This window comes from Candidatus Halocynthiibacter alkanivorans (assembly GCF_003333265.1).
GTDB classification, from domain to species: Bacteria; Pseudomonadota; Alphaproteobacteria; order Rhodobacterales; family Rhodobacteraceae; genus Halocyntiibacter_A; species Halocyntiibacter_A alkanivorans.
This window is the reverse complement of the sequence record NZ_QOLB01000095.1, coordinates 1-19,965: the sequence shown is the minus strand read 5'-3', so window position 1 is coordinate 19,965 and position 19,965 is coordinate 1. Positions and strand designations below refer to the sequence as shown.

16 protein-coding genes are annotated in these 19,965 nt (G+C 56.8%); 9 read left to right on the top strand and 7 right to left on the bottom strand.

Features of this window, described 5'->3' with window-relative positions; translation table 11 throughout:
- Window positions 1-122: 122 nt before the first annotated feature.
- From doeA to DWA01_RS11775, 7 genes are all read left to right on the top strand, one after another.
- The gene (gene doeA, locus DWA01_RS11805) at window positions 123-1,304 is read left to right on the top strand and encodes an ectoine hydrolase DoeA (RefSeq protein ID WP_114286043.1); all 1,182 of its coding nucleotides are present in this window, start codon (window positions 123-125) and stop codon (window positions 1,302-1,304) included.
- A 3-nt stretch (window positions 1,305-1,307) separates the two neighbouring features.
- On the top strand, window positions 1,308-2,300 hold the full coding sequence (gene doeB, locus DWA01_RS11800) for a N(2)-acetyl-L-2,4-diaminobutanoate deacetylase DoeB (RefSeq protein ID WP_114286042.1): 993 nt from the start codon (window positions 1,308-1,310) through the stop codon (window positions 2,298-2,300).
- Window positions 2,301-2,314: 14 nt separating this feature from the next.
- Complete coding sequence (locus tag DWA01_RS11795) at window positions 2,315-3,685, top strand: aspartate aminotransferase family protein (protein WP_114286041.1); 1,371 nt, start codon at window positions 2,315-2,317, stop codon at window positions 3,683-3,685.
- 444 nt (window positions 3,686-4,129) lie between these two features.
- Window positions 4,130-4,990 (top strand): LysR family transcriptional regulator, encoded by an 861-nt coding sequence (locus DWA01_RS11790; RefSeq protein ID WP_160116031.1) that lies wholly within the window; start codon window positions 4,130-4,132, stop codon window positions 4,988-4,990.
- Between the two features lie 103 nt (window positions 4,991-5,093).
- Complete coding sequence (acdA, locus tag DWA01_RS11785; protein ID WP_114286039.1) at window positions 5,094-6,341, top strand: 3-sulfinopropanoyl-CoA desulfinase; 1,248 nt, start codon at window positions 5,094-5,096, stop codon at window positions 6,339-6,341.
- A gap of 5 nt (window positions 6,342-6,346) precedes the next feature.
- Window positions 6,347-7,972: a thiamine pyrophosphate-binding protein gene (locus tag DWA01_RS11780; protein ID WP_114286038.1), complete on the top strand. Its 1,626-nt coding sequence runs from the start codon at window positions 6,347-6,349 to the stop codon at window positions 7,970-7,972.
- A gap of 129 nt (window positions 7,973-8,101) precedes the next feature.
- Window positions 8,102-9,292: a CaiB/BaiF CoA transferase family protein gene (locus DWA01_RS11775; RefSeq protein WP_114286037.1), complete on the top strand. Its 1,191-nt coding sequence runs from the start codon at window positions 8,102-8,104 to the stop codon at window positions 9,290-9,292.
- A gap of 213 nt (window positions 9,293-9,505) precedes the next feature.
- Here the strand turns inward: DWA01_RS11775 and DWA01_RS11770 are convergent, their stop codons facing one another.
- The 3 genes from DWA01_RS11770 to DWA01_RS11760 are packed head-to-tail and all read right to left on the bottom strand — an operon-like array spanning window position 9,506 to window position 13,840.
- The gene (locus tag DWA01_RS11770) at window positions 9,506-10,696 is read right to left on the bottom strand and encodes a hypothetical protein (RefSeq protein ID WP_114286036.1); all 1,191 of its coding nucleotides are present in this window, start codon (window positions 10,694-10,696) and stop codon (window positions 9,506-9,508) included.
- A 5-nt stretch (window positions 10,697-10,701) separates the two neighbouring features.
- On the bottom strand, window positions 10,702-11,517 hold the full coding sequence (locus tag DWA01_RS11765) for an outer membrane lipoprotein-sorting protein (RefSeq protein WP_114286079.1): 816 nt from the start codon (window positions 11,515-11,517) through the stop codon (window positions 10,702-10,704).
- Window positions 11,492-13,840, bottom strand: a complete 2,349-nt coding sequence (locus tag DWA01_RS11760; RefSeq protein WP_160116030.1) for an efflux RND transporter permease subunit — start codon at window positions 13,838-13,840, stop codon at window positions 11,492-11,494. The genes DWA01_RS11765 and DWA01_RS11760 overlap by 26 nt, the downstream gene beginning before the upstream one ends.
- Before the next feature lie 310 nt (window positions 13,841-14,150).
- Between DWA01_RS11760 and DWA01_RS11755 the strand changes: the two genes are divergently transcribed.
- The gene (locus DWA01_RS11755) at window positions 14,151-14,549 is read left to right on the top strand and encodes a winged helix-turn-helix transcriptional regulator (RefSeq protein ID WP_114286034.1); all 399 of its coding nucleotides are present in this window, start codon (window positions 14,151-14,153) and stop codon (window positions 14,547-14,549) included.
- Window positions 14,550-15,124: 575 nt separating this feature from the next.
- Here the strand turns inward: DWA01_RS11755 and DWA01_RS11750 are convergent.
- The gene (locus DWA01_RS11750; RefSeq protein ID WP_114286033.1) at window positions 15,125-15,847 is read right to left on the bottom strand and encodes a tyrosine-type recombinase/integrase; all 723 of its coding nucleotides are present in this window, start codon (window positions 15,845-15,847) and stop codon (window positions 15,125-15,127) included.
- A 350-nt stretch (window positions 15,848-16,197) separates the two neighbouring features.
- Here DWA01_RS11750 and DWA01_RS22950 point away from each other — a divergent pair, with 350 nt between their 5' ends.
- Window positions 16,198-16,578: a hypothetical protein gene (locus DWA01_RS22950; RefSeq protein ID WP_136057732.1), complete on the top strand. Its 381-nt coding sequence runs from the start codon at window positions 16,198-16,200 to the stop codon at window positions 16,576-16,578.
- A 381-nt stretch (window positions 16,579-16,959) separates the two neighbouring features.
- Here the strand turns inward: DWA01_RS22950 and DWA01_RS11745 are convergent, their stop codons facing one another.
- The 3 genes from DWA01_RS11745 to DWA01_RS11735 form a co-directional block, all read right to left on the bottom strand.
- Window positions 16,960-18,060, bottom strand: coding sequence for an acyltransferase family protein (locus tag DWA01_RS11745; protein WP_114286032.1), 1,101 nt, complete (start codon window positions 18,058-18,060; stop codon window positions 16,960-16,962).
- Window positions 18,057-19,076 carry a sterol desaturase family protein gene (locus DWA01_RS11740; protein ID WP_160116029.1) on the bottom strand — a complete coding sequence of 340 codons (1,020 nt, stop codon included), beginning with the start codon at window positions 19,074-19,076 and terminating at the stop codon, window positions 18,057-18,059. The genes DWA01_RS11745 and DWA01_RS11740 overlap by 4 nt, the downstream gene beginning before the upstream one ends.
- Before the next feature lie 258 nt (window positions 19,077-19,334).
- A complete protein-coding gene (locus DWA01_RS11735; protein ID WP_235008530.1) occupies window positions 19,335-19,943 on the bottom strand; it encodes a DNA cytosine methyltransferase in 609 nt (202 codons plus the stop codon).
- Window positions 19,944-19,965 lie beyond the last annotated feature (22 nt).

Below are 19,965 nucleotides of genomic sequence, written 5' to 3'. Positions count from 1 at the left end.
CAACTCCGGACAGAGCAGGGCCAGACATGCGAACTGTTTATGACCGAAAAAATGACCGGTGCGGGAGGCAGAACCTCAGTGACCGCGCCAATTGAGCCCCGCAGAGCAACGGAGATGCACCTATGACGACACCGGTACTGGCCTTTACCGTTCAGGAATATGACGCACGGATCGCAAAAACCCGCAGGGCAATGGAGGCCGCCGGGATCGACACGCTGATCGTTACCGACCCGGCCAATATGGCCTGGCTGACGGGTTATGACGGTTGGTCGTTTTATGTGCATCAGGCGGTGATACTGGGTTCATCCGGTGCGCCGCTGTGGTGGGGCCGGGCAATGGATGCGCTGGGGGCAAAACGCACCGTTTTCATGAGCCCTGAACATATTTTTGGCTATGAAGACAGCTATGTGCAGAACCCGGACAAACACCCGATGCAGGATCTGGCGCGGCTTATCTCGGCTCAGGGCTGGCAAGGCGGCCGCATCGGTCTGGAGATGGACAATTATTATTTCACTGCGGCGGCTTATCTGTCGCTGTTGCAGAACCTGCCTGAGGCGAAATGGGCGGATGCCAACGGCATGGTCAACTGGCAGCGCACGGTAAAAAGCGCGACAGAGATCACCTATATGCGCCGGGCTGCAAAAATCGTTGAAAAAATGCACGCCACTGTTGTCGAGCGCGCGGTGCCGGGCATGAAGAAAAATGAACTGGTCGCAGATATATATCACGCGGCGATTACGGGCGCCGATGGTCACTGGGGAGATTACCCGTCGATCGTGCCGCTGGCGCCCTCTGGTGCCGATGCAACTGCTGCGCATCTGACCTGGGACGACAGCGAGTTGAAAACGGGCGAAGCAACCTTTTTCGAGATCGCAGGTGTGTACCGCCGGTACCATGCGCCCCAGTCGCGTACGCTGTTTCTTGGTGAGCCGCCAAAGAAATACCGCGCGGCCGAGAACGCCGTTCTGGAGGCGGTTGCCGCTGGAATGGAGCAGGCAAAACCGGGTAATCTGACCGAAGATATCGCCCATGCGTTCAACAGCACGCTGAACCGGCTGGGATTTGAAAAAGACAGCCGTTGTGGTTATTCCATTGGGCTTTCTTACCCGCCGGACTGGGGCGAACGCACCTACTCGCTGCGTGGCAATGACAAGACCATATTGGAAGCCGGCATGACGTTCCACTTCATGCCAGCGCTTTGGCTGGACGACGGTGGCATTGAAATCACCGAACCTGTGCTGATCACGGAAACCGGCGCGGAAAACCTGTGCAATACGCCGGCTGAGCTGACGGTAAAGGGATAAATCATGCGCGATTCCGCTATTACATGCACCATCGATCTGGATGCCGACGGTGTGCATCACGGGCATCTCCGGCTGCCTTACAGCCGCGACGACAGCGCCTGGGGCTCGGTGATGATCCCCATTACCGTTGCCAAAAACGGTACAGGGCCGACGGCTTTGCTGACCGGGGCCAATCACGGCGACGAATATGAAGGACCGTTTGCTCTTGTCGAACTGGCGGCGACGATCCAGGCGAAAGACCTGAGCGGGCGCGTGATCATTGTGCCGTTTATGAACCAGCCCGCCTTTGCGGCAGGTACCCGCACCTCGCCGATCGATCAGGGCAATATGAACCGCGCCTTTCCTGGGCGTCCGGATGGCACGGTTACCGAAAAAATCGCGGACTATTTTCAGCGCTACCTGCTGCCGCTGGCCGATGTGGTGCTGGACTTCCATTCCGGCGGCAATACGTTGGATTTCCTGCCGTTTGCAGCCTCGCACATTCTGGAAGACAAGGAACAGGAAGCCCGCTGCAGTGCTGCGCGTGATGCATTTAACGCGCCGTTCAGCACGCAGATGCTCGAGATAGATTCGGCTGGCATGTATGATGATGCCGCCGAGGCGATGGGAAAGGTCTTTGTCACCACTGAGCTTGGCGGCGGCGGCACCACCACGCCAGATGTCATAGAAATCGCCCGCAAAGGGCTGCGCAATGTGCTGATCCACGCCACTATCCTGCGGGGCGAGTTGTCTCGGGGGCCGACGCGCCACCTGTCACAGTCGGACGCGGCGTGTTTCCACTTCTCTCCGGGCCGCGGCCTGGTGGAATATTGCGTTTCCCTGGGAGCGCCGGTGGAAAAAGGCGATCTGCTGGCCCGCATCTGGGCAACTGAGCAGACAGGCCAGCCCCCGCTGGACATCATCGCCAAAACAGACGGGCTTTTGACCACGCGCCACGCCAAAGGGCTGATCCAGCCCGGCGATTGCCTCGCGGTACTGGCCCGGGAAATCCTCTGACAGAAAGACAGAATATGCTGACCAATGATACACTCGCCCAGTGGGATCGCGAGAACTTTTTCCATCCCTCAACCCATCTTGCCCAACATGCGCGTGGCGAAACCGCGACGCGGGTCATCACCTCCGGGGAAGGCGTCTATATTGAGGACCGCGACGGGCGCAAAATGCTTGACGCCTTTGCCGGGCTGTATTGTGTCAACGTCGGTTATGGCCGCAGTGAAATTGCCGAAGCGATTTCCAAACAGGCGCATGAGCTGGCCTATTACCATTCTTATGTCGGCCACGGCACCGAGGCCTCGATCACCCTTGCAAAGATGATCCTGGACCGCGCGCCTGCAAATATGTCCAAAGTCTATTTTGGTCAAAGCGGCTCGGACGCGAATGAGACCAACATCAAACTGGTTTGGTATTACAACAATATTCTGGGCCGCCCGGAGAAGAAGAAAATCATTTCGCGCTGGCGCGGCTATCACGGCTCGGGCCTGATGACCGGATCTCTGACCGGGCTTGAACTGTTCCACAATAAGTTTGATCTGCCGCTGTCACAGGTGTTGCACACTGAGGCGCCTTATTATCTGCGCGGCAAGGTTGCGGGTATGTCGGAAGAAGAATTTTCCGCCGATTGTGCCGCGAAGCTCGAAGCGATGATCCTTGCGGAGGGCCCCGACACTGTTGCGGCCTTTATCGGTGAACCAGTTCTGGGCACCGGTGGCATCGTTCCGCCGCCTGCAGGCTACTGGGCTGCGATTCAGGAGGTCCTGAAAAAATATGATATCCTGCTGATTGCGGATGAAGTCGTCACCGGTTTCGGGCGTCTTGGCAGCATGTTTGGTTCCTCTCACTATGGCATTGAAGCGGATATTATCACTATCGCCAAAGGGCTGACCTCGGCCTATGCACCGCTGTCGGGGTCTATTGTGTCGGACAGGATGTGGACCGTTCTGGAACAGGGGACCGATGAAAATGGCCCCATTGGCCATGGCTGGACTTATTCCGCCCACCCAATTGGTGCAGCGGCCGGGGTGGCCAATCTGAAGCTTATTGATCAAATGGGCCTGGTGGAAAACTCAGCAACAACTGGCACTTACATGTTGCAAAAACTCAACGAAGCCTTTGCAGATCACCCAAATGTCGCCCAGGTGCGGGGCGAAGGCCTGATGTGCGCGGTGGAATTTGCCGAGACAAAATCGCCCATGGGGTTTTTCGATCCCGCGGCGAAAGTCGGGCCGGCGATCTCTGCCGCGATGGCGAAACGGGACGTGATTGCCCGGGCTATGCCGCAGGGCGACATTATCGGTTTCGCCCCGCCGTTGTGCATCACGCCAGACGAGGTGGACCAGGTCGTATCGGTCGCCAAAGAGGCTGTCGCAGAAGTGCTTGGTTAAAACTCCAGGTTGTCTTGTGGTGTGCCACCGCCTTAAACCCTTCGACAACGCGCCTGTTTCAGAACCAGGCGCGTTGCCGCATTGTGGCGCCCTGACCACGCTTCTTCACGCCGGAATCTAAGCGATCGCGGGTCGGGAACACTTTGCGTGTCGTACCCGTGTTTTTGGGGTTGGTACCCAGGTGGATACACTGCTGAACCTTGTTCCTGCCTGACTTGAGATGGCGGGAACTGCGTCACTAATTTCCGGGGGGCACTCAGCACGCAGATAAACGTCTCCTGGATTTTGAACGCCAGCCCGTCTGAGAGAACCCTGGAAGTTGCTACTGCACGACAGGAACAGATGGAATATTACTGCGTCCCGGCGCGCAGCCACGGCAATGTAATGCTTGACCGTCCGTGCCCGATTGCCAATCATGTATGCCCCTCCAGATCGGATCGCGAAGTGAATATCAAACAACTCAAAACGCTGTTGGCTGTCGTTGAAATGCGGTCCTTTGCTGCTGCGGGCGACAAGATCGGTTTGTCCCATTCCGCAGTCAGCCTGCAGATCAAAGCGATGGAAGACGAGCTGGGGGTCTTACTGTTTGACCGGATTAAGCGCCCGCCTGTTCCCACCGCCAGGGGGCGTGCACTTGCGGATCACGCGCGCAAGACACTTGTTTTGTTTGATGCCTCCGCTGCGGTCGCAAAAGGCGAACTGGTGCGTTCAAACATCACCATCGGCGCGGTTCCCACTGTGCTTGCAAGTTTTTTGCCCGCCAGTCTGAAGCGGTTGCAAACTCAGTTTCCCGAGCTGCAGATTGATGTCTGCAGCGGGGGTTCGGCCACGTTGACCGCCGATCTTGTAGATGGTGGCCTGGATATTGCAGTATGTACCAGGCCGGTAAATCCGGTCCCGGGGCTTGACTGGCACCCGGTTGCGACCGAGCCATTCGCCGTCGTGGCGCCGGTTGATGCAGAAGGCGATAGCTATCAGGCGCTTCTCAGAAATCACCCGTTCATCTGGTTTAACCGCAAATCCTGGGCCGGGCGGAAAATTGAGGAGCAGCTGACCCAGCAGAAGATTGTTGTCAATGCGACGATGGAAATTGACTCGCTGGAGGCGATTTCAAATCTTGTGGGGGAAGGTCTTGGCGTTTCGATTGTGCCGGTCTGCAAAGGCCAGCGTCTGTTCTCTGAACAGGTCCGTACTGTGCCCTTCGGCAGCCCGGTGTTCAGCCGTGAAGTCGGTGCGTTTACCAACACCGATGGCCGTTCCGATCTGGTGATTGATGTTTTTGTTGAGGCCTTGCAGACGTTGTGAGGAAGCTTGAGGAAACCTCATGCAATTAACAACAAAACTATATTAGCAATATGTATTCTGATGACGGTAGGCTGAAGGTACCAAATCAGAGGTATTCTTTCAGATGTCAGAACGATCACCAGTATTAGCTGCAGCCGCCGCAAGCCCGTCTTTCACCTTGTCGCCCGGACAAATCGCTGTGCAGAACATTGCCCGCGACGTGGCAGAGACTGTTGCCGGCCCGGCGGCGCAGCACACCGATCAGAGCGAGACGTATCCGACTGCGGTTGTGGAAGCATTGACCCGTGCTGGGCTGATGGGGATGACTGTTCCTGCTGAGCTGGGCGGGCCGGGACGCAGCTATTTCGACGTCGCACTTGTTGTTGAAGAACTGGCGGCGCATTGCGGCGTGTCAGGTCGCATCGCGGTCGAAGGCAATATGGGCGCGGTTGGCGCGATCATCGCATATGGCACGCCGGAGCAGCGCGAAATTGCCGCGCAACACGTTTTGGGCGGCGACAAACCAGCGATCTGCATCACCGAACCTGAGGCCGGCAGTGCCGCGACCTCGATGACCACAACCGCCCGGCGCGAGGGCGACAGCTGGGTTCTGAACGGCAAGAAACACTGGATCACCGGCGGTGGTGTATCAAAACTCCATCTGATTTTTGCCCGTGTCATTGAAGATGGCGAAGACAAGGGTATTGGCGGATTTATGGCGTTTCTGGGCGAAGACGGGTTGACCATCGGGGCACGTGAACCTGCGATGGGGCTGCGCGGCATTCCGGAAACCGAAGTGATTTTTGACAATCTGCGCCTGCCGGCGGACCGGTTGATCACCCCGGCCGAAGGCATCCGGCGCGGTTTTTCCGGGCTGATGAACGCCTATAACGCGCAACGTGTCGGCGCGGCGACGGTTGCGCTGGGAATTGCGAGGGGGGCATATGACGCTACGCGGGCGTTCCTGAAAACCCGCGAACAGTTTGGCCGCCCGATCGCAGAGTTTCAGGGGCTTCAGTGGATCGTCGCTGACATGGCCATCCAGATTGACGCGGCACGGTTGATGATCTGGAATGCTGCGCTCAGCGCGGACACCCGGCCATCTGGCTTTCCGGATCCGCTGCTGGCGGCGCAGGCCAAGATTTTTGCCTCGGAAATGGCGGTGAAAGTCACCAATGATGCGCTGCAATTGCATGGGGCGCGCGGCTATTCGCGCAACTGCAGTATTGAGCGGATGCTGCGTGATGCGCGCATGTTTACCATCGGTGGCGGCACCGCGCAGATGCTGCGTAATCTTGTTGCGGGCAAGGTTCTGGAGATGAAAACACCACAGACGCGCGGCGGTTATCTGCCTCCGGAAGAAAGAGGCTGAGCCAGATGACCAATACAGTTTCCAGCCGCCAGTCCGCCTCTGAAGTCATCGCCGAACGGCTGTATCAGGCCGGCTGTCGCCACGCTTTTGGCATTCCTGGTGGCGAAGTTCTGGCAATGATGGATGCGCTCGATGTTGCCGGGCTGAAAATCACCCTGGTGAAACACGAAAACTCCGGCGGCTTTATGGCCGAAGGCACCTGGCATCACGACGGTGCGCCGGGCGTGCTGTTTGCCACCATCGGCCCTGGCATTGCCAATGCCGCCAATGTCATCGCCAACGCCTGGCAGGACCGGGTGCCGATGATTGTGCTGACCGGTTGTGTGCCGGCGCTTGAAGCCCAGACCTATACCCATCAGGTTTTTGATCATGTGAAATTCCTCGAACCGGTAAGCAAGGCCGCGTTCCGGGTCGAGCCCGGCACGGCCGGTGTTCTCATCGACAAGGCCATCAATATCGCCACGTCCGGCCGGCCTGGTCCGGTGCTGCTGGATGTGCCGGTTGATGTGCAGCGTGAAATGTCAGACGCCTGGTATAAACCCCGCTTCAGGCCCCAGTCCGCGATGGCGCCCGCCGGCGCGGATCTTGACCTGGCACAGGGCTGGCTGCGCTCCGCCAAACGTCCTTTGCTGCTTGCCGGCGTGGATGTGCTGACACAGTCGGCTTCTGACGCTGTTGCCAGGTTTTGCGTTGAAAACTCTGTTCCCCTGATCACGACCTATAAGGCCAAAGGCGTACTGGACGAGGCCCATGCATTGTCACTGGGCGGCGCAGGCCTGTCTCCGCTTGCTGACAAGATCCTGCTGCCGCTTATTCAGTCCTCCGACTGTCTGATCCTTGCCGGGTATGATCCGGTTGAGATGCGGATCGGCTGGCGGGATCTGTTTGCTGCAGATCAGAATGTCATCGATATTTCTGCGGAAAGAAACAGCCATTATATGCATCAGGCACCGGTGAATTTCACCGGGGATATTGCCGCCACCCTGTCGGCGATCGGGGCAGGTTCTGTGCCGGAAGCCCCCTGGCCATCTGATGAAATACCCGCCACAAAATCAGCCCTGCAGGAGCTCTGTTTTTTAGGCGAGGTCTGGGGCCCGGCTGCGGTGGTGGATGAGGCGCGCAAAGCGTCTCCTGCCGGCACGGTCGCAACCGTTGACAGCGGCGCGCACCGCATTGTGCTGTCTCATGTCTGGCAATGTGACGCGCCCCACGGCTTGCTGCAATCGTCGGCTCTGTGCACCATGGGCTGCGCCGTGCCGCTGGCCATCGGTCGCAAAATCGCCGAACCGGACCGGCCGGTGATCGCATTTGTCGGGGATGCCGGCGTCGAAATGTTTCTGGGAGAGCTTGCCACGGCCCGCGACCATGGGTTGGGGATTCCGGTGGTGGTGTTCGTTGATGAACAACTTGGTCTGATCGAACTGAAACAACGTGGCAGCGAGATGCGCAACCTGGGCGTTGAGTTCCCTGGCACCGACTTTACTGCGGTGGCCGTTGCAATGGGTGGGGCAGGGGTGACCTGCCACGACCGCGCCAGTCTGAATGACGCGATACAGACGGCGTACGGGCGCAATACCTTTACCCTGATTTCTGCTGTTATCGGAAGGAATGCTTATGATGGTCGTATCTGAGGCAACACACAGTTCCACAGGGTCTTTTGAGTGCGCCTGCGTTACCAGCGCATATTCACCCGTCAAAGCGTGGTTCCTGATCGCGCGCCGCCGCGGTCAGCTGGCCTTCAAACACCTGGAGGTGACAATATGAGCGGACCTCTCAAAGGCATTAAAGTCCTCGACCTGAGTCGCATTCTTGCGGGCCCGACGGCGACCCAGCTGCTTGGCGATCTGGGTGCTGAGGTTATCAAAATTGAAAACCCGGTGACCGCAGGCGATGATACGCGAAGCTGGGGGCCTCCGTTTGCGCTTGATGCGTCCGGCGCGCCAACCGATCTCAGCGCCTATTTCATGTGTGCAAACCGCAACAAGAAATCGGTCGCGATTGATATCAGTACGAAGGCCGGTCAGAAACAGGTTAAGTTACTGGCGGAAAACGCGGATATTATCGTCGAAAACTTCAAACCGGGCGCGTTGCGTAAATACGGGCTGGACTATGGCACTATGCTGGAAGCGTTTCCCCGGCTGGTTTACTGCTCGATTTCAGGCTTCGGGCAGACTGGTCCCAACAGTTCCAAACCCGGATATGATCTTATGGCGCAGGGCTACGGCGGCATCATGAGCCTGACCGGCGCGCCCGACGGTGAGCCGATGAAAGTCGGCGTCGGCGTCGCAGATGTGATGTGCGGCATGTATGCGACGGTCGGCATTCTGGCGGCGCTCCGGCATCGGGATCACACCGGTGAAGGCCAGCATATTGATCTGGCCCTGGTTGATACCCAGGTCGCCTGGCTGGTCAATCAGGGGGTGAATTACCTCACCTCAGGCAAGGTGCCCGAGAGACACGGCAACGGCCATCCGAATATTGCGCCTTACCAGGTGTTTCGGGCCCTGGACGGGGATGTGATTGTGGCCGTAGGCAATGACACACAGTTTCAGCGGTTTGCGCATTGGCTCGGTGTCGCGGATCTTGCCACAGATCCGATGTTCGCCACCAACCCGGCACGACTGGAAAACCGCGATGCGCTGACCAGCTTGCTGGAGCCTCTGATCATCCGACACTCGGTTCAGGCGGTTCTGGACGGGCTTGAAGCCGGGAATGTTCCGGTCGGACCTGTGAACACACTTGATACTGTCTTTGCATCGGATCAGGTCGCGGCCCGCGAAATGAAAATTACCATGACCACAGGCGCTGAAGCTGACCAGACTGTGGACCTGATCGGCAACCCGCTTAAGTTTTCGAAAACACCGGTGTCTTACAGGCGGGCGCCGCCGACGTTCGGCCAGCACACAGCCGAGGTTTTGGACACGTTATCAAATCACTCCGGACCACCGTAGCCGGTTCGGTGCCGGCAGGGGCACAGCTGTTGAGCAGGGGGGTGTCTGGTATTTCGGCACCGGGCGCTGACAGAGCGTTTTGTGTGGTCTGAACTGGGTATCTGTTGAGGAGGCGGGCGCGTTCGCGGCGCGGTCAGGACACGGGTTCCGCCGGTGTCTGGCACTGGCCCGAGGAGTGCGGGCCAGCGCTGTTTTATTGGTTCACAAACGCGCCTAGAAAAACTTTTCAAACGCGACCGACAGGTAGTTGTCCTGCCGGAACCCATAAAGCGGGTTGCTTGTATCCGTATTTCTGACCGCCTGAGCCTGGATTTTCAGCAACACTCCGATGTCGAGCCGCCGCTCATATTCCGCGCGAAGTGAGGTGGTGCCGTCTTCCAGATCGATCACCGCGCCGACCAGCGCGCTGGTATCCTGGGAATCGTTGGCCGCCCAGCGGGTACCGACAAACAGGTCATTCTGAAACACGGTCCCCGGCGCATCAGCGCCCCGGTCATCATAGAGATATTCACTGATAACGCCCAGGTCGCCGTCCGATCCGCCAACCTGGTAGAAGGTATACTCAAAACCGGTGACCACGGCCGCGAAGGTGTCAAAATCATCGCTGCCCCGCGCAATAGCCTCCAGTTTCCACAGCACGTTGTCTCCGGTGTACTGGGCGTCAACGCCGGTCTGCCAGATGCGCCCGTAATAGGGATCAAGCGCCGTGCCACCGCTGTTGGGGGTCAGCATGGCTTCTCGCGAGGTGCCGTAAAAGGCAGACAGGCCCAGATCAATGCTGCCAAACGTATTGTAATAGCGCAGGGCAAAATCCGGCGCCCATTCTTCGCGGTCATCGCCCCAGGTGGTGGCGCTGTCGTCGACCGGCAGGCCAAACCGCAGCCGCCCGTCGGTGCCAGGGTACTCGCGTTTGCGAAACCCGGTCATGATATAGGCTGACAGGCTGCCCCAGTCCTGATCCGTTGACAGCGCGACCATTGGCTGGCCCAGCCGCGCGTTGCTGTCGGTGTACTCAAGCTGATCAACCTGGTTGACGATATCCACCAGGTTCAGGCTTTCGGTGACGCCCCAGAACACTTTGTTGACGCCGACCAGCACTTCAAAACTGTCAAAATTGCGCTGGATCCAGGCTTCACGCAGATCGATATGGCTGCGCTCCGGGTCTTCAGCGTCCCAACGGCCAAAGGCGCTGATCCGGGCGCGGGTATCGCCATCGTCAGAACGCCAGCGCAGTTCCGGCGCAAAAACCAGGCTGGCCTGGGTATCGCTCAGCTGTCCGGGATAGAGACCGGCCTCAGGAAAATAATTCAGCTCGCCGCCGATATATCCCGAAAATTCCGGTGGTTCGGCCTGCGCCGCTGTCCCTGACAGCAGCGCAGAAAGAAGGATTGTGCGTTTGAACATCCGTGTCACCTCAGATCTTCAAGGGCAGAAGATTTGAAATCCCGGTCGCTCAGGCCAGTGGAGAATTTCCAGTCGGTGAAAATCAGATCGGTTGATTTACCGTTGCGCAGGTTGACCATGGTCAGCTTGCCCGCGCGCCAGAATTTTCCATACTGTTTGTAGCCCGAATAGGTCAGGGTTTTGACGTGGTTGCCAGCGCGGTCAAAGAACTGGATCTGTTCGGGCTGCCAGGTCTTGGTGCTGATCCAGACCAACTGACGCGAATAGCCGGATTTGGCATAGTTCGGAGTCCGCTCGATCACTTCACAAGTGGCACCGCCACACTTTTCGGACTTGATCCAGCGGTAGTCGAATTTGCCAACCTCCTGGGCGGTGATGTCCTCATAGGCGAATTCAGAACCGACAAAGGGGCCGGACTTGTTCGAGGAGGAGATCCGTTTCACCCGTTTCAGCGCCGGCAGATAGATCCACTGATCATCATTGCCAGTGATCTTGGCATGGCTCAGCACCGCGGTGCCTTTGATGTCGGCGGGGGTCGAAAACAAGGAAATGGTCTTGTCGCCGACTTTGCTGCTGTTGCGCTCAAGCGTCATGATCACCAGTTCGCGCGAGCTGGACTGGCCAGCCGCATTGCGCAAAACCATTTGTGCCGTAGCGGTGCTATCGCCGAAACCGTTGTCAGTGACGTCGCTGCGGGTGGCGATCTCCAGCCCCTTTTGCACATCCTCCTGCGCATAGCTGGCCAGCGGTGTGACCGCCAGAAATGCCCCTGCGACCAGCGCCAGTGTTTTGCGTTTACTTTGCCGGAATTGGTTCAACATTTGTTGTTCCTTTGGTTTTCTGAGATTGGGTGCGGGTGGTGCCGAGCAGAAGAATAGCCGGCAACACCAGGAAGTCGAAGAACATCGCAACGATCACGGTGATCGCGGTCAGCAGGCCCAGCTGGGCGTTGACCTGGAAGGTCGAGAAGGCGATCAGCGCAAAGCCAGCGCACACGATGATCGAGGTAAAGACGATGGCTTCTCCCACTTCGGAAAATGCATAGCGGATCGCATCTTCTTTGTTCAGGTTCTTTTCACGCCGGCCACGCAGGTATTTGGTCAGGAAGTGCACGCTGTCGTCCACCACGATGCCCAGCGACGCTGCGCCGATCACTGCGGCGGCCAGACCGATCTGGCCCACAAAAATTGCCCAGAGACCGAAGGTTATCATCACCGGAACCGCGTTGGTGACAACCGAAATAAACCCAATCCCGACGCTGCGAAGGGTCGCCATCATCAGGAGGCCGATCACCACCACGGCGATGATATTGCCGGTGATCATCTCGGTGATGTTGCGCAGGGTCAGTTTCGCAAACAGCAGCGAAATACCGGTCGGCGGCTGGATCAGTCCCTCTGGGTCATTTGCCGCAGCCCAACCATCTACCCGGGCCAGGAAATCGTTCTGAGCCACGATTTTTATGTCTTTAATAATCACCGAAAGCCGGGTCGAGGATTTGTCGATATTGATCTGATTGTTCAGGTCCAGACCAAAGGGCAGCGACAGTTCATAAAGCAACAGGTATTGCGCGGCCAGTTCGGGGCTGTCCGGGATCGTGTAAAAGGCGCGGTCATCGCCGTTCATGTTCTGGTTCAACCGTTTGATCACATCAGAAAAGGCGGAGACCTGATCGACCTCGGGTTGGGCCCGCAGCCAGGTCACAAAATTGTCCAGCGTTTTCAGATATTCCGGATTGTTGATACCACCTGTAAGACCAGAGCGGATTTCATATTCGAAAATATCCTGGCCACGCAGGTTTTCTGAGACAAAATCCAGATCCTGACGGACCTGCAGCTTTTCGCTGAAATAGCGCGAGAAACGGTCATCCAGAGTGTTGGTCAGGGCCAGAGCGATCAACGCGACAGACAGCACAGAGCCGGTTACGAGAATGCCGCGCGCACGATAAATAGTGAAATCCGCAACCCGGCCCATAAATGTCACCAGCCAGCCTTCACGGGGTGCTGTGGCCGGTTTCAACGGCATATAGGACAGGAATGCCGGCACGAATGTGACTGCAAGGATCCAGGCCGCAAGCACGCCGAACGCGGTGATGTTGCCCAGGTATTGAAATGGCAGTGCGTCAGAGAAATTCAGGGTGAGAAAACCGACGGCTGTCGTCACCGATGTGATGAACACGGCAGTGAAATTCTTGCGCAGCGCTTCTTTGATCGCTTCAGTTTTTTCCATGCCGGCGCGCAGGTGTTTCTGTATCGAGCTGATAATATGAATACAGTCCGCGATCGCCAGGGTCAGGATAATATTGGGGGCGATGATGGCAATGGGGGCCATGCGCATGCCCAGGAATCCGGCAATGCCGAGCGCAACAGTGGTTGAAAAGACAATGGTGATCAGCGTCGCAATCATGCCTGAAAAAGACCGCAGCATCACCAGCGTCAGCACCAGCATCAGCAGGTACATGCCCGGGATCAGCGTCATTGCGTCCCGTTCACCCGACTGCACAAACCCATAGTTCATGATCATCGAGCCGTTCATCGCGATTTTCAGGTCCGGATATTTGGCGCGGATCTCGTCCGCCATAGCATAAGCTGCGACCGCCGTGCGACGTCCCTCCGTGTCCGGGTTACCCTGCAGCTCAATGGCGATGTTCACGCCGGTGGTACGCAGGTCTTCAGACAGGATGGCGCGGTAAAGCGAGGGTTCGGTTACCGCAAAATCTGAGCGGTCCCGCAGTTCCTCCGGCGACAGCTCCGAGGCCCCGATTATCAAATCTTCAACTTCGAGGAAATCGTCGACGACAAGCGTGCGCTGGAAATTGGAAATTGAATCGACGCGGGTGGCATTGGGCAGTGCCCAGGCGCGTTCCGTCAGATCTTCGACCACCACAGCCATCGCCTGATCAAAGGCTTCGCCTTGGGGATATTGCAGCACAAAAAAGACATTGTCGTTTTTTGAGAAAGTCGCCTGATAGTCGTCCCATTTTTTCAGATCAGGATTGTCCGGACCAAAGAAAACCCGGTAGTCGCTGGCCATCGTCAGATATGCCATCCCCGAAGAGGCGGCAAAGCTCGCGATGACGACCCCGATAATGACCCACAATCGTCGGGCCAGTATAAAATCAATGTAGTTCATTAGTAATCGAGACATAAAGGCTGTCCTTCCGGGATTCATTGATCCGCTGTGCAACTATTTGCAGGTTTCCTGACCAATTCCAACGTTGGTCAGAAAGGTTTATTTTTTAAAGCTATACTGCAGTCACTTTAAAAGATAAAGTGAAAATGTGAGGCATCGGGTGTGCAGGATTTTGCGGCTGGTGCAGCATCATGTTGAATTGAGCGCAATTTCATGGCATCTCTCGCGGGTGGAAGGATTGAGCCGGAGACCGCAGGGCAGCCGCAGGGCAGCCGCAGGGGGGCTGGTCTACAGGACCGTTAATTGACGAAAGGCTGAAACGCAGATGACGGAGCAGAAGCGCATTACACGATCCGGTTGCCCGGTGAACTGTATTGTCGAATTTTTCGGCGACAAATGGTCCTTGCTCATCGTGCGTGAACTGATGGGCAAACACGTGCGCACCTTCAGCCAGTTGATGTCCATGAAAGAACGGATTTCGACTGGCACGCTGGCCACACGGATCTGCAAGCTGCAGGCGCTGGGGATCATTGACCGGCAGTCAAGCCCGGACGACAAGCGCTCTGCTGACTACAGCCTGACCCAGAAAGGCAAGGATCTGGAGCCGATGATGGTCGAAATGGTGTTGTGGGCCGCAGATCATGAAATGCCCGAGCTGCCTAAAAACGTGATCGATAATCTGCGCCAGACCCGCATGTTTGATCCCAGATACGACTGCGACTGAGAGAGCTGTTTGCCAACGCCGGCGCAGTAATATTGCCTCGCCGCCAGTGGGATCTGAGCGACTTTGGCGGGATCAATCTAAGCGGCGCACGCCTTGAACCGGGGTTGCAGTCCACTTGGGGGCGTTTGTCGCAGAGGAAACAAATTTTGTGTTTCTGGCAGGCTGAGCCAAATGGCAGCTACGAACCAGAAGCCACACTTTTCCATGCGATAGTGATGCGTTTGAACAATTTGCAAGCCTGCGAATGGTGATTGCGAACACGTTAATAGCGAGATCCCCGGCGCGAAAATGCGATCCGTGACCGCCCCCAAATGACAGAAATTTGTCCGATGATTTCAAGTCCGGGTGTAGCGGGAAAAACTGCGGGACGCGGTATCCCACAGATGCTGTCTATTCCCGTTTATTCGCTGGCCGGAGAACTGGTGACACGCGAAATCCTGCTTGCTGGGCGAACGTAAGCACTTTGATTTATTGAATTTATTTCGCGGTGGGGGAATGGAGCGGGTGAAGGGAATCGAACCCTCGTATTCAGCTTGGGAAGCTATGTATTGTCACCTTTATCTAGTTGAAATTTATTAGTTATGTTTCATGCTGTGGGGATAAGTGTGGGACTCGGGCTTTTCCAGAGCGCTAAAATCGTCCAGTGCATCGCGCAAATCTGAATCCAGAACATGCGCATATCTCATGGTTGTTTCGATGCTTTTATGCCCCAGAAACCGGGAGGTCATTTTCAGATTATCCGTCTTGCGCAGCATCCTCGTGGCGAAGGTGTGGCGCAGGTCGTGAAAGCGGAAGTCTTCAATTTCTGCGGCGCGCGTGGCGGCTTTGAAGTCAGCGCCTAGTTTGCCTGAAATACCGATCGGCTTACGCTCAAGGGTAACCTGGTCAACATAGGTGACAACGTAGCTGCGGAATGCCAGAGTGTTCGAGCGCGGCAGGCTCACAAGAAATGCCCGCACCTCGCGATTGATTGGGAACGTCATTTCGTCGTCGCCCTTAATGCGAAATTTCATCGAGCCAGCGTTAAGATCCACGTCCGACCATTGGAGGCCCGTGATCGTGCTGCATCGGGCGCCAGTCATCAGCGCAAACTTGACCAGCGGGTGAAGGTCAGAACGGAGAAAGGAGAAAAGCCTCGCTTGCTCTGCCCAAGTCATCTCCCGGATGCGCTCCTTCGGCTCCCTTGTTTCCGCAGATTTGAGGTTCAACTGTGGGATCGGTGCGTCATAAAATTTCGCCATGTGTCGAAGCGCACGACCGGGCAATTGGAGCTGACGGTTAAGTTCGACGCGCGACATTGGCCCGTTTCCAAGCCAGTTTTGCGTCGATCCGTTGAAACCGCCCTGCAAAGCTGGTCTTTATTGATGACGCAGCGAACGACCGCTCGCCAGTTGGGGGGGGGGCAGGTAGGGTTGCTATGATCGGAATGAAGAATACGGAAGGCCAAGGCTTAATCGCTAGGGCTTTTTGCTTTTCTGGATAGAGAGACAATTCTGAACCCATCCAAATTCATCGCCGGTCGCTCGCGGGATGCGCTGATTGAATGCGGCGCGGAAAAGGCCATTGCCATCGCGTCCAGCGATTTCGTGGCCGACACTCTCAGATAACGCAGCGCCCGTCCTATACGGTCGGCAGTTCCGGTGGATCTGTGAACAAGGGCGTTCCCATTTCATTCGACTCAGGATCGACTTTCACATCGCGTGCTGAAGTTCCGGACCCCGACGACATTCCAGTATTTGGAAAAGGAGTAGGAACAGCATATTGTGCAACTGCGGCACCTGGTGTGGATGCCGCTGACAGAAGCAAAGTGACCGCAGGTGCAGCACTTGCTAAGCGACCTGATTTCGCCAAAAAGTCGCGTCGTGTAACGCTGCTTGAATATTTTAGTTTGCCCATCGTTTCCTCCCGCCTTCCGGACTTAAAACGATGGGCACAGTATAGCAAATTTGGGCTGTTTTTTCAATGTTTGCTCGAGGAAATTGCCGTCGTTGTCGAGCCCAGTAGTCTGGTGGATGGTGCTTTCAGATGATCGACGCAAAAAGCGCAGTCTGAGCGCTTCTGCCTCAAAGCTGACATTCGGTTAGATCGTGACGAACTACTGCTCCGAGCCCGTAGTAACCAATGCTGCTGCCGCAGGAATTTGTAAGTATGGACGGAGAGCCGCCATTCGTTGCGAGTCGCACCAATGCCTGCTGAGCGTACAAAGTCGCCGTTCGCCGCAACCGCATTGGAGGCAGCTAATAACCAATAGCCGACTATGATCGTGGTAATCTATGCGGCGGCGCAGCTTTCGAAGAGCGGATATTCGATAGTCGCGCCGCATTTATGTTGACCGGATGGCAACATTGTTGACCACGCGAGCTACCGCAGGACGCGGCCGAGATCGAATTTAAAATCTGATCCGCCAGTTTTACCGCACCGGTTGCGGGCCTGGACTGGTCCGGATCCAGCGGCTGCACAGCCTCCGCAGCAGTGCCAGCCGGCGCTCAAACACTTCGGCAAAGACTAAGCCCACAAAGATTGTGCCCCCCAGCAGCAGCACATGTCGTGCCGGGATTGCGTCGGGCAAAGCAGCATCCAGCAGTTGCAGCGCGGGGTAATGCGTAACGTAGATCGAGAAGCTGGCGCCGGCGAGCCAGCGTACCCAGCGCCGGTCACGCACGGTATTCCCCATCAGCGCCGCTGTTCCAATAAGGTGCAACACAGTGAACACTCCAATAAAGGCGTTCCATATAAATTCGTCTGAAAAGGCCAGCGCCTGGCGATAGTTGACAGGTGCCATCGCTTGCGCCGTTAAATCGGTTAACGCACCCGGAAGATCGATTGAAAGCCCCAGCACATATAACGCAGGCCCCGCAAGGCATAGCGCCCAGGCCGCAGGCTTGCCCAGCGTGACATGGCCACCACGTTTGACCCAACTCCACAACCGCACGCCCATCAGCCACGCGGGCATCAACAGTAAAACACGCGGGCCGACCAGCAGCACCAGCAACACCAAGAGCCCTGCGCGCATCGGCCCACGCAGGAACATCGCCACGCCAAACATCGCATAGAATCCGGCCTCATAGCTCAGCGACCAAAGTGGCCCGTTGCTGCCCAGCCGAACACGGTCCAGTGCGACCCATTCGTTGCTGAACGACAGTCCGCGCACCAGCATCTCCCACAGTGGTGTTGGGGTGTAGTAGGGCTGCGGATAGGCCGCTGGATCAAGGCGCAGGCCGATCTGGTCAAATGTGACCGTCAGCACGATCGCCGGGATCATCACAGACCACAGCCGCGTCAGACGGTTGAACGCGTAGATGTGCAGCTGCTTATCCCGGTCTGCCGCATAGGCGATCACAAAGCCCGACAACACGAAAAATACGATTACCGCGTCGCTGCCAAGGTTCAGCTGGCGCAGGATCAGATAATCCCCCCCGGTAAAGCGCGGATATGCCCAATGCGACAGCACTACGATCAACGTGGCCGTCACCCTCAGAACATCCAGCCAAAGCGATAATCCGCGTTTCATTCGACGAGCGTCTTAGTGATCTTCGCCGACTGAGGTGTCCGGGCGGTCTTGACCGCTGGATCGCGCGAGGTGCCTTTCCAAAGCGCCTCCCAGCTTTCGACAAAAGGGTGCAGCATAGCGGCATAGAGCGTCGGGTGCGGTTGTTCAATCTTGGTGCCATGCGCGTTTGCAAGGCCGTAGTCCAGATCTTCGTACGACTTAGGCACATAAAGCGTACCAAACATCATGTCCCAGATCGCAAACACTTCGCCATAGTTCTTGTTGTAGTGTTTGACGTTGGATGAATGGTGGATCTGGTGCTGTGCGGGAGAGATCAGAATATGTTCCAGAACTATGCCATAGCTTAGCCAGATATGGCTGTGCCGTAGGTTTGATCCGACGATGTTAAAGATGAAATAGCCTGCATTCACGCTGCCAATTGTCAGAAGATCCACCTCGCCCACGAACAGATACAGCATTACGCCCTGCACTGATCCAAGTATAAAGCCGCGGATCAGCATGCTGATCACGATATAGACCGGGTGTTTGCGATGCACCGTTAGCGGGGTCATCACTTCGGCGGAATGGTGCACTGCGTGGAACGGCCATAAAATACCCGTCTCATGGTGCAGTCGGTGGATCCAGTAGGTGCAGAAATCCAGCGTCAAGACTATGACCAGAGTCGCCAGTGCGCGCGTGCCCCACGTAAGCGGCGCCATGCTTCCCGGCGTGGCCCCGCCTGGCAGGCTGTCCAGGACCAGCTGCGCTATCACTGGTGCTGCCGCCAGCGCGGTAAACACGCCGCCAATTTGCAGCATCATATTCAATGCAAAAATCTTGGCATCCACCAGATTAGATTTATGTGCATAAATCTCACGCGGGAACAGCCACGCGAAAAAGGGTCTTGTCGCCCCCCGCGACCTCCAGATAATGTAGGCGATCAGGAGGGTGCTGAGCAGATAAATCATAGCCAGCCGCGAATGCCAGTCCAGCAACGTACTGGAAAATCCGTTCAGAATCATCATCAGTTCTTGCATCATATTGCCTCGCGACCCATTTCTTAGAATAAGTAGCGGACAAATTTGACGAGAAAATGGCAGGTATTGGCGCCACAAACCATTTCACCCGAGGTTCCGAATACAGAACGCCAATCCAGTTTCCGTGTGTATAAAACGCGGTTCTATCAAGACATTTTTGAGGTGATCTGCGCATTGATCAAAAGCAGTCTTGTGTCCGGCCTGTTTGCGCAGTGTTCGACCACTGACCCTGATGGCTTCCGCGAACCAGGTCCCTTTCTACTTTGTGGGCAATAACGCCCGAGACATTCGATGGGGCGTGTTGGTTGTTGCGGCCGGCATGGTCTCGACAAACCGCACTGCGGGGCGCCTGACGCCTTCACTGTCAGGCTTGCCGTGGGGTGGTTCTGGCCAGACAATCGGCTTGCCGTCGCAGCGGGCAATCAGGAACAGCCGTTTGCGGATCGTTTTGGCGCCATAGTCGCAGGCGCGCAGGAGTTTCCACTCAACCTTGTAGCCCAGCCGGCGCAGTTTCCGGACCCACTTCTGGAAGATTTCGCCCATGCGCTCCGGATCTGGCTTGTTGTCGGCGGTGAGCGGACACCAGTCCTGAAACTCTTCGACGTTCTCCAGCATGATCACTTCGGGCCGGATCAATTCGACCCAATGCACCACCACCCATGCCAGCCCGCGAATATTGGTGTCCAGCGGCATGCTGCCCTTCGCCTTGCTGTGGTGTTTGCAATCTGGTGAAAACCACGCCAAGCCGACGCGCTGGCCGGGCTTCACATGGTCGCCCGGATCAACGGAACAGATCGATGTGCAGAGGTGCTTTGTTTCCGGATGATTGGCCGCGTGCATGGAAAGCGCGGTCTCATTGTGGTTCACAGCGATATCCGGGCTGCGGCCA

What these genes read in the sequence shown, in the direction of transcription:
- DWA01_RS11760 (WP_160116030.1), bottom strand. Translation starts at nt 13,840, where the DNA reads ATGTCTCGATTACTAATGAACTACATTGATTTTATACTGGCCCGACGA.
- acdA (WP_114286039.1), top strand. Translation starts at nt 5,094, where the DNA reads ATGTCAGAACGATCACCAGTATTAGCTGCAGCCGCCGCAAGCCCGTCT.
- doeB (WP_114286042.1), top strand. Translation starts at nt 1,308, where the DNA reads ATGCGCGATTCCGCTATTACATGCACCATCGATCTGGATGCCGACGGT.
- DWA01_RS11750 (WP_114286033.1), bottom strand. Translation starts at nt 15,847, where the DNA reads ATGTCGCGCGTCGAACTTAACCGTCAGCTCCAATTGCCCGGTCGTGCG.
- DWA01_RS11765 (WP_114286079.1), bottom strand. Translation starts at nt 11,517, where the DNA reads ATGTTGAACCAATTCCGGCAAAGTAAACGCAAAACACTGGCGCTGGTC.
- DWA01_RS11775 (WP_114286037.1), top strand. Translation starts at nt 8,102, where the DNA reads ATGAGCGGACCTCTCAAAGGCATTAAAGTCCTCGACCTGAGTCGCATT.
- doeA (WP_114286043.1), top strand. Translation starts at nt 123, where the DNA reads ATGACGACACCGGTACTGGCCTTTACCGTTCAGGAATATGACGCACGG.
- DWA01_RS11795 (WP_114286041.1), top strand. Translation starts at nt 2,315, where the DNA reads ATGCTGACCAATGATACACTCGCCCAGTGGGATCGCGAGAACTTTTTC.
- DWA01_RS11740 (WP_160116029.1), bottom strand. Translation starts at nt 19,076, where the DNA reads ATGCAAGAACTGATGATGATTCTGAACGGATTTTCCAGTACGTTGCTG.
- DWA01_RS11770 (WP_114286036.1), bottom strand. Translation starts at nt 10,696, where the DNA reads ATGTTCAAACGCACAATCCTTCTTTCTGCGCTGCTGTCAGGGACAGCG.
- DWA01_RS11745 (WP_114286032.1), bottom strand. Translation starts at nt 18,060, where the DNA reads ATGAAACGCGGATTATCGCTTTGGCTGGATGTTCTGAGGGTGACGGCC.
- DWA01_RS11780 (WP_114286038.1), top strand. Translation starts at nt 6,347, where the DNA reads ATGACCAATACAGTTTCCAGCCGCCAGTCCGCCTCTGAAGTCATCGCC.
- DWA01_RS11755 (WP_114286034.1), top strand. Translation starts at nt 14,151, where the DNA reads ATGACGGAGCAGAAGCGCATTACACGATCCGGTTGCCCGGTGAACTGT.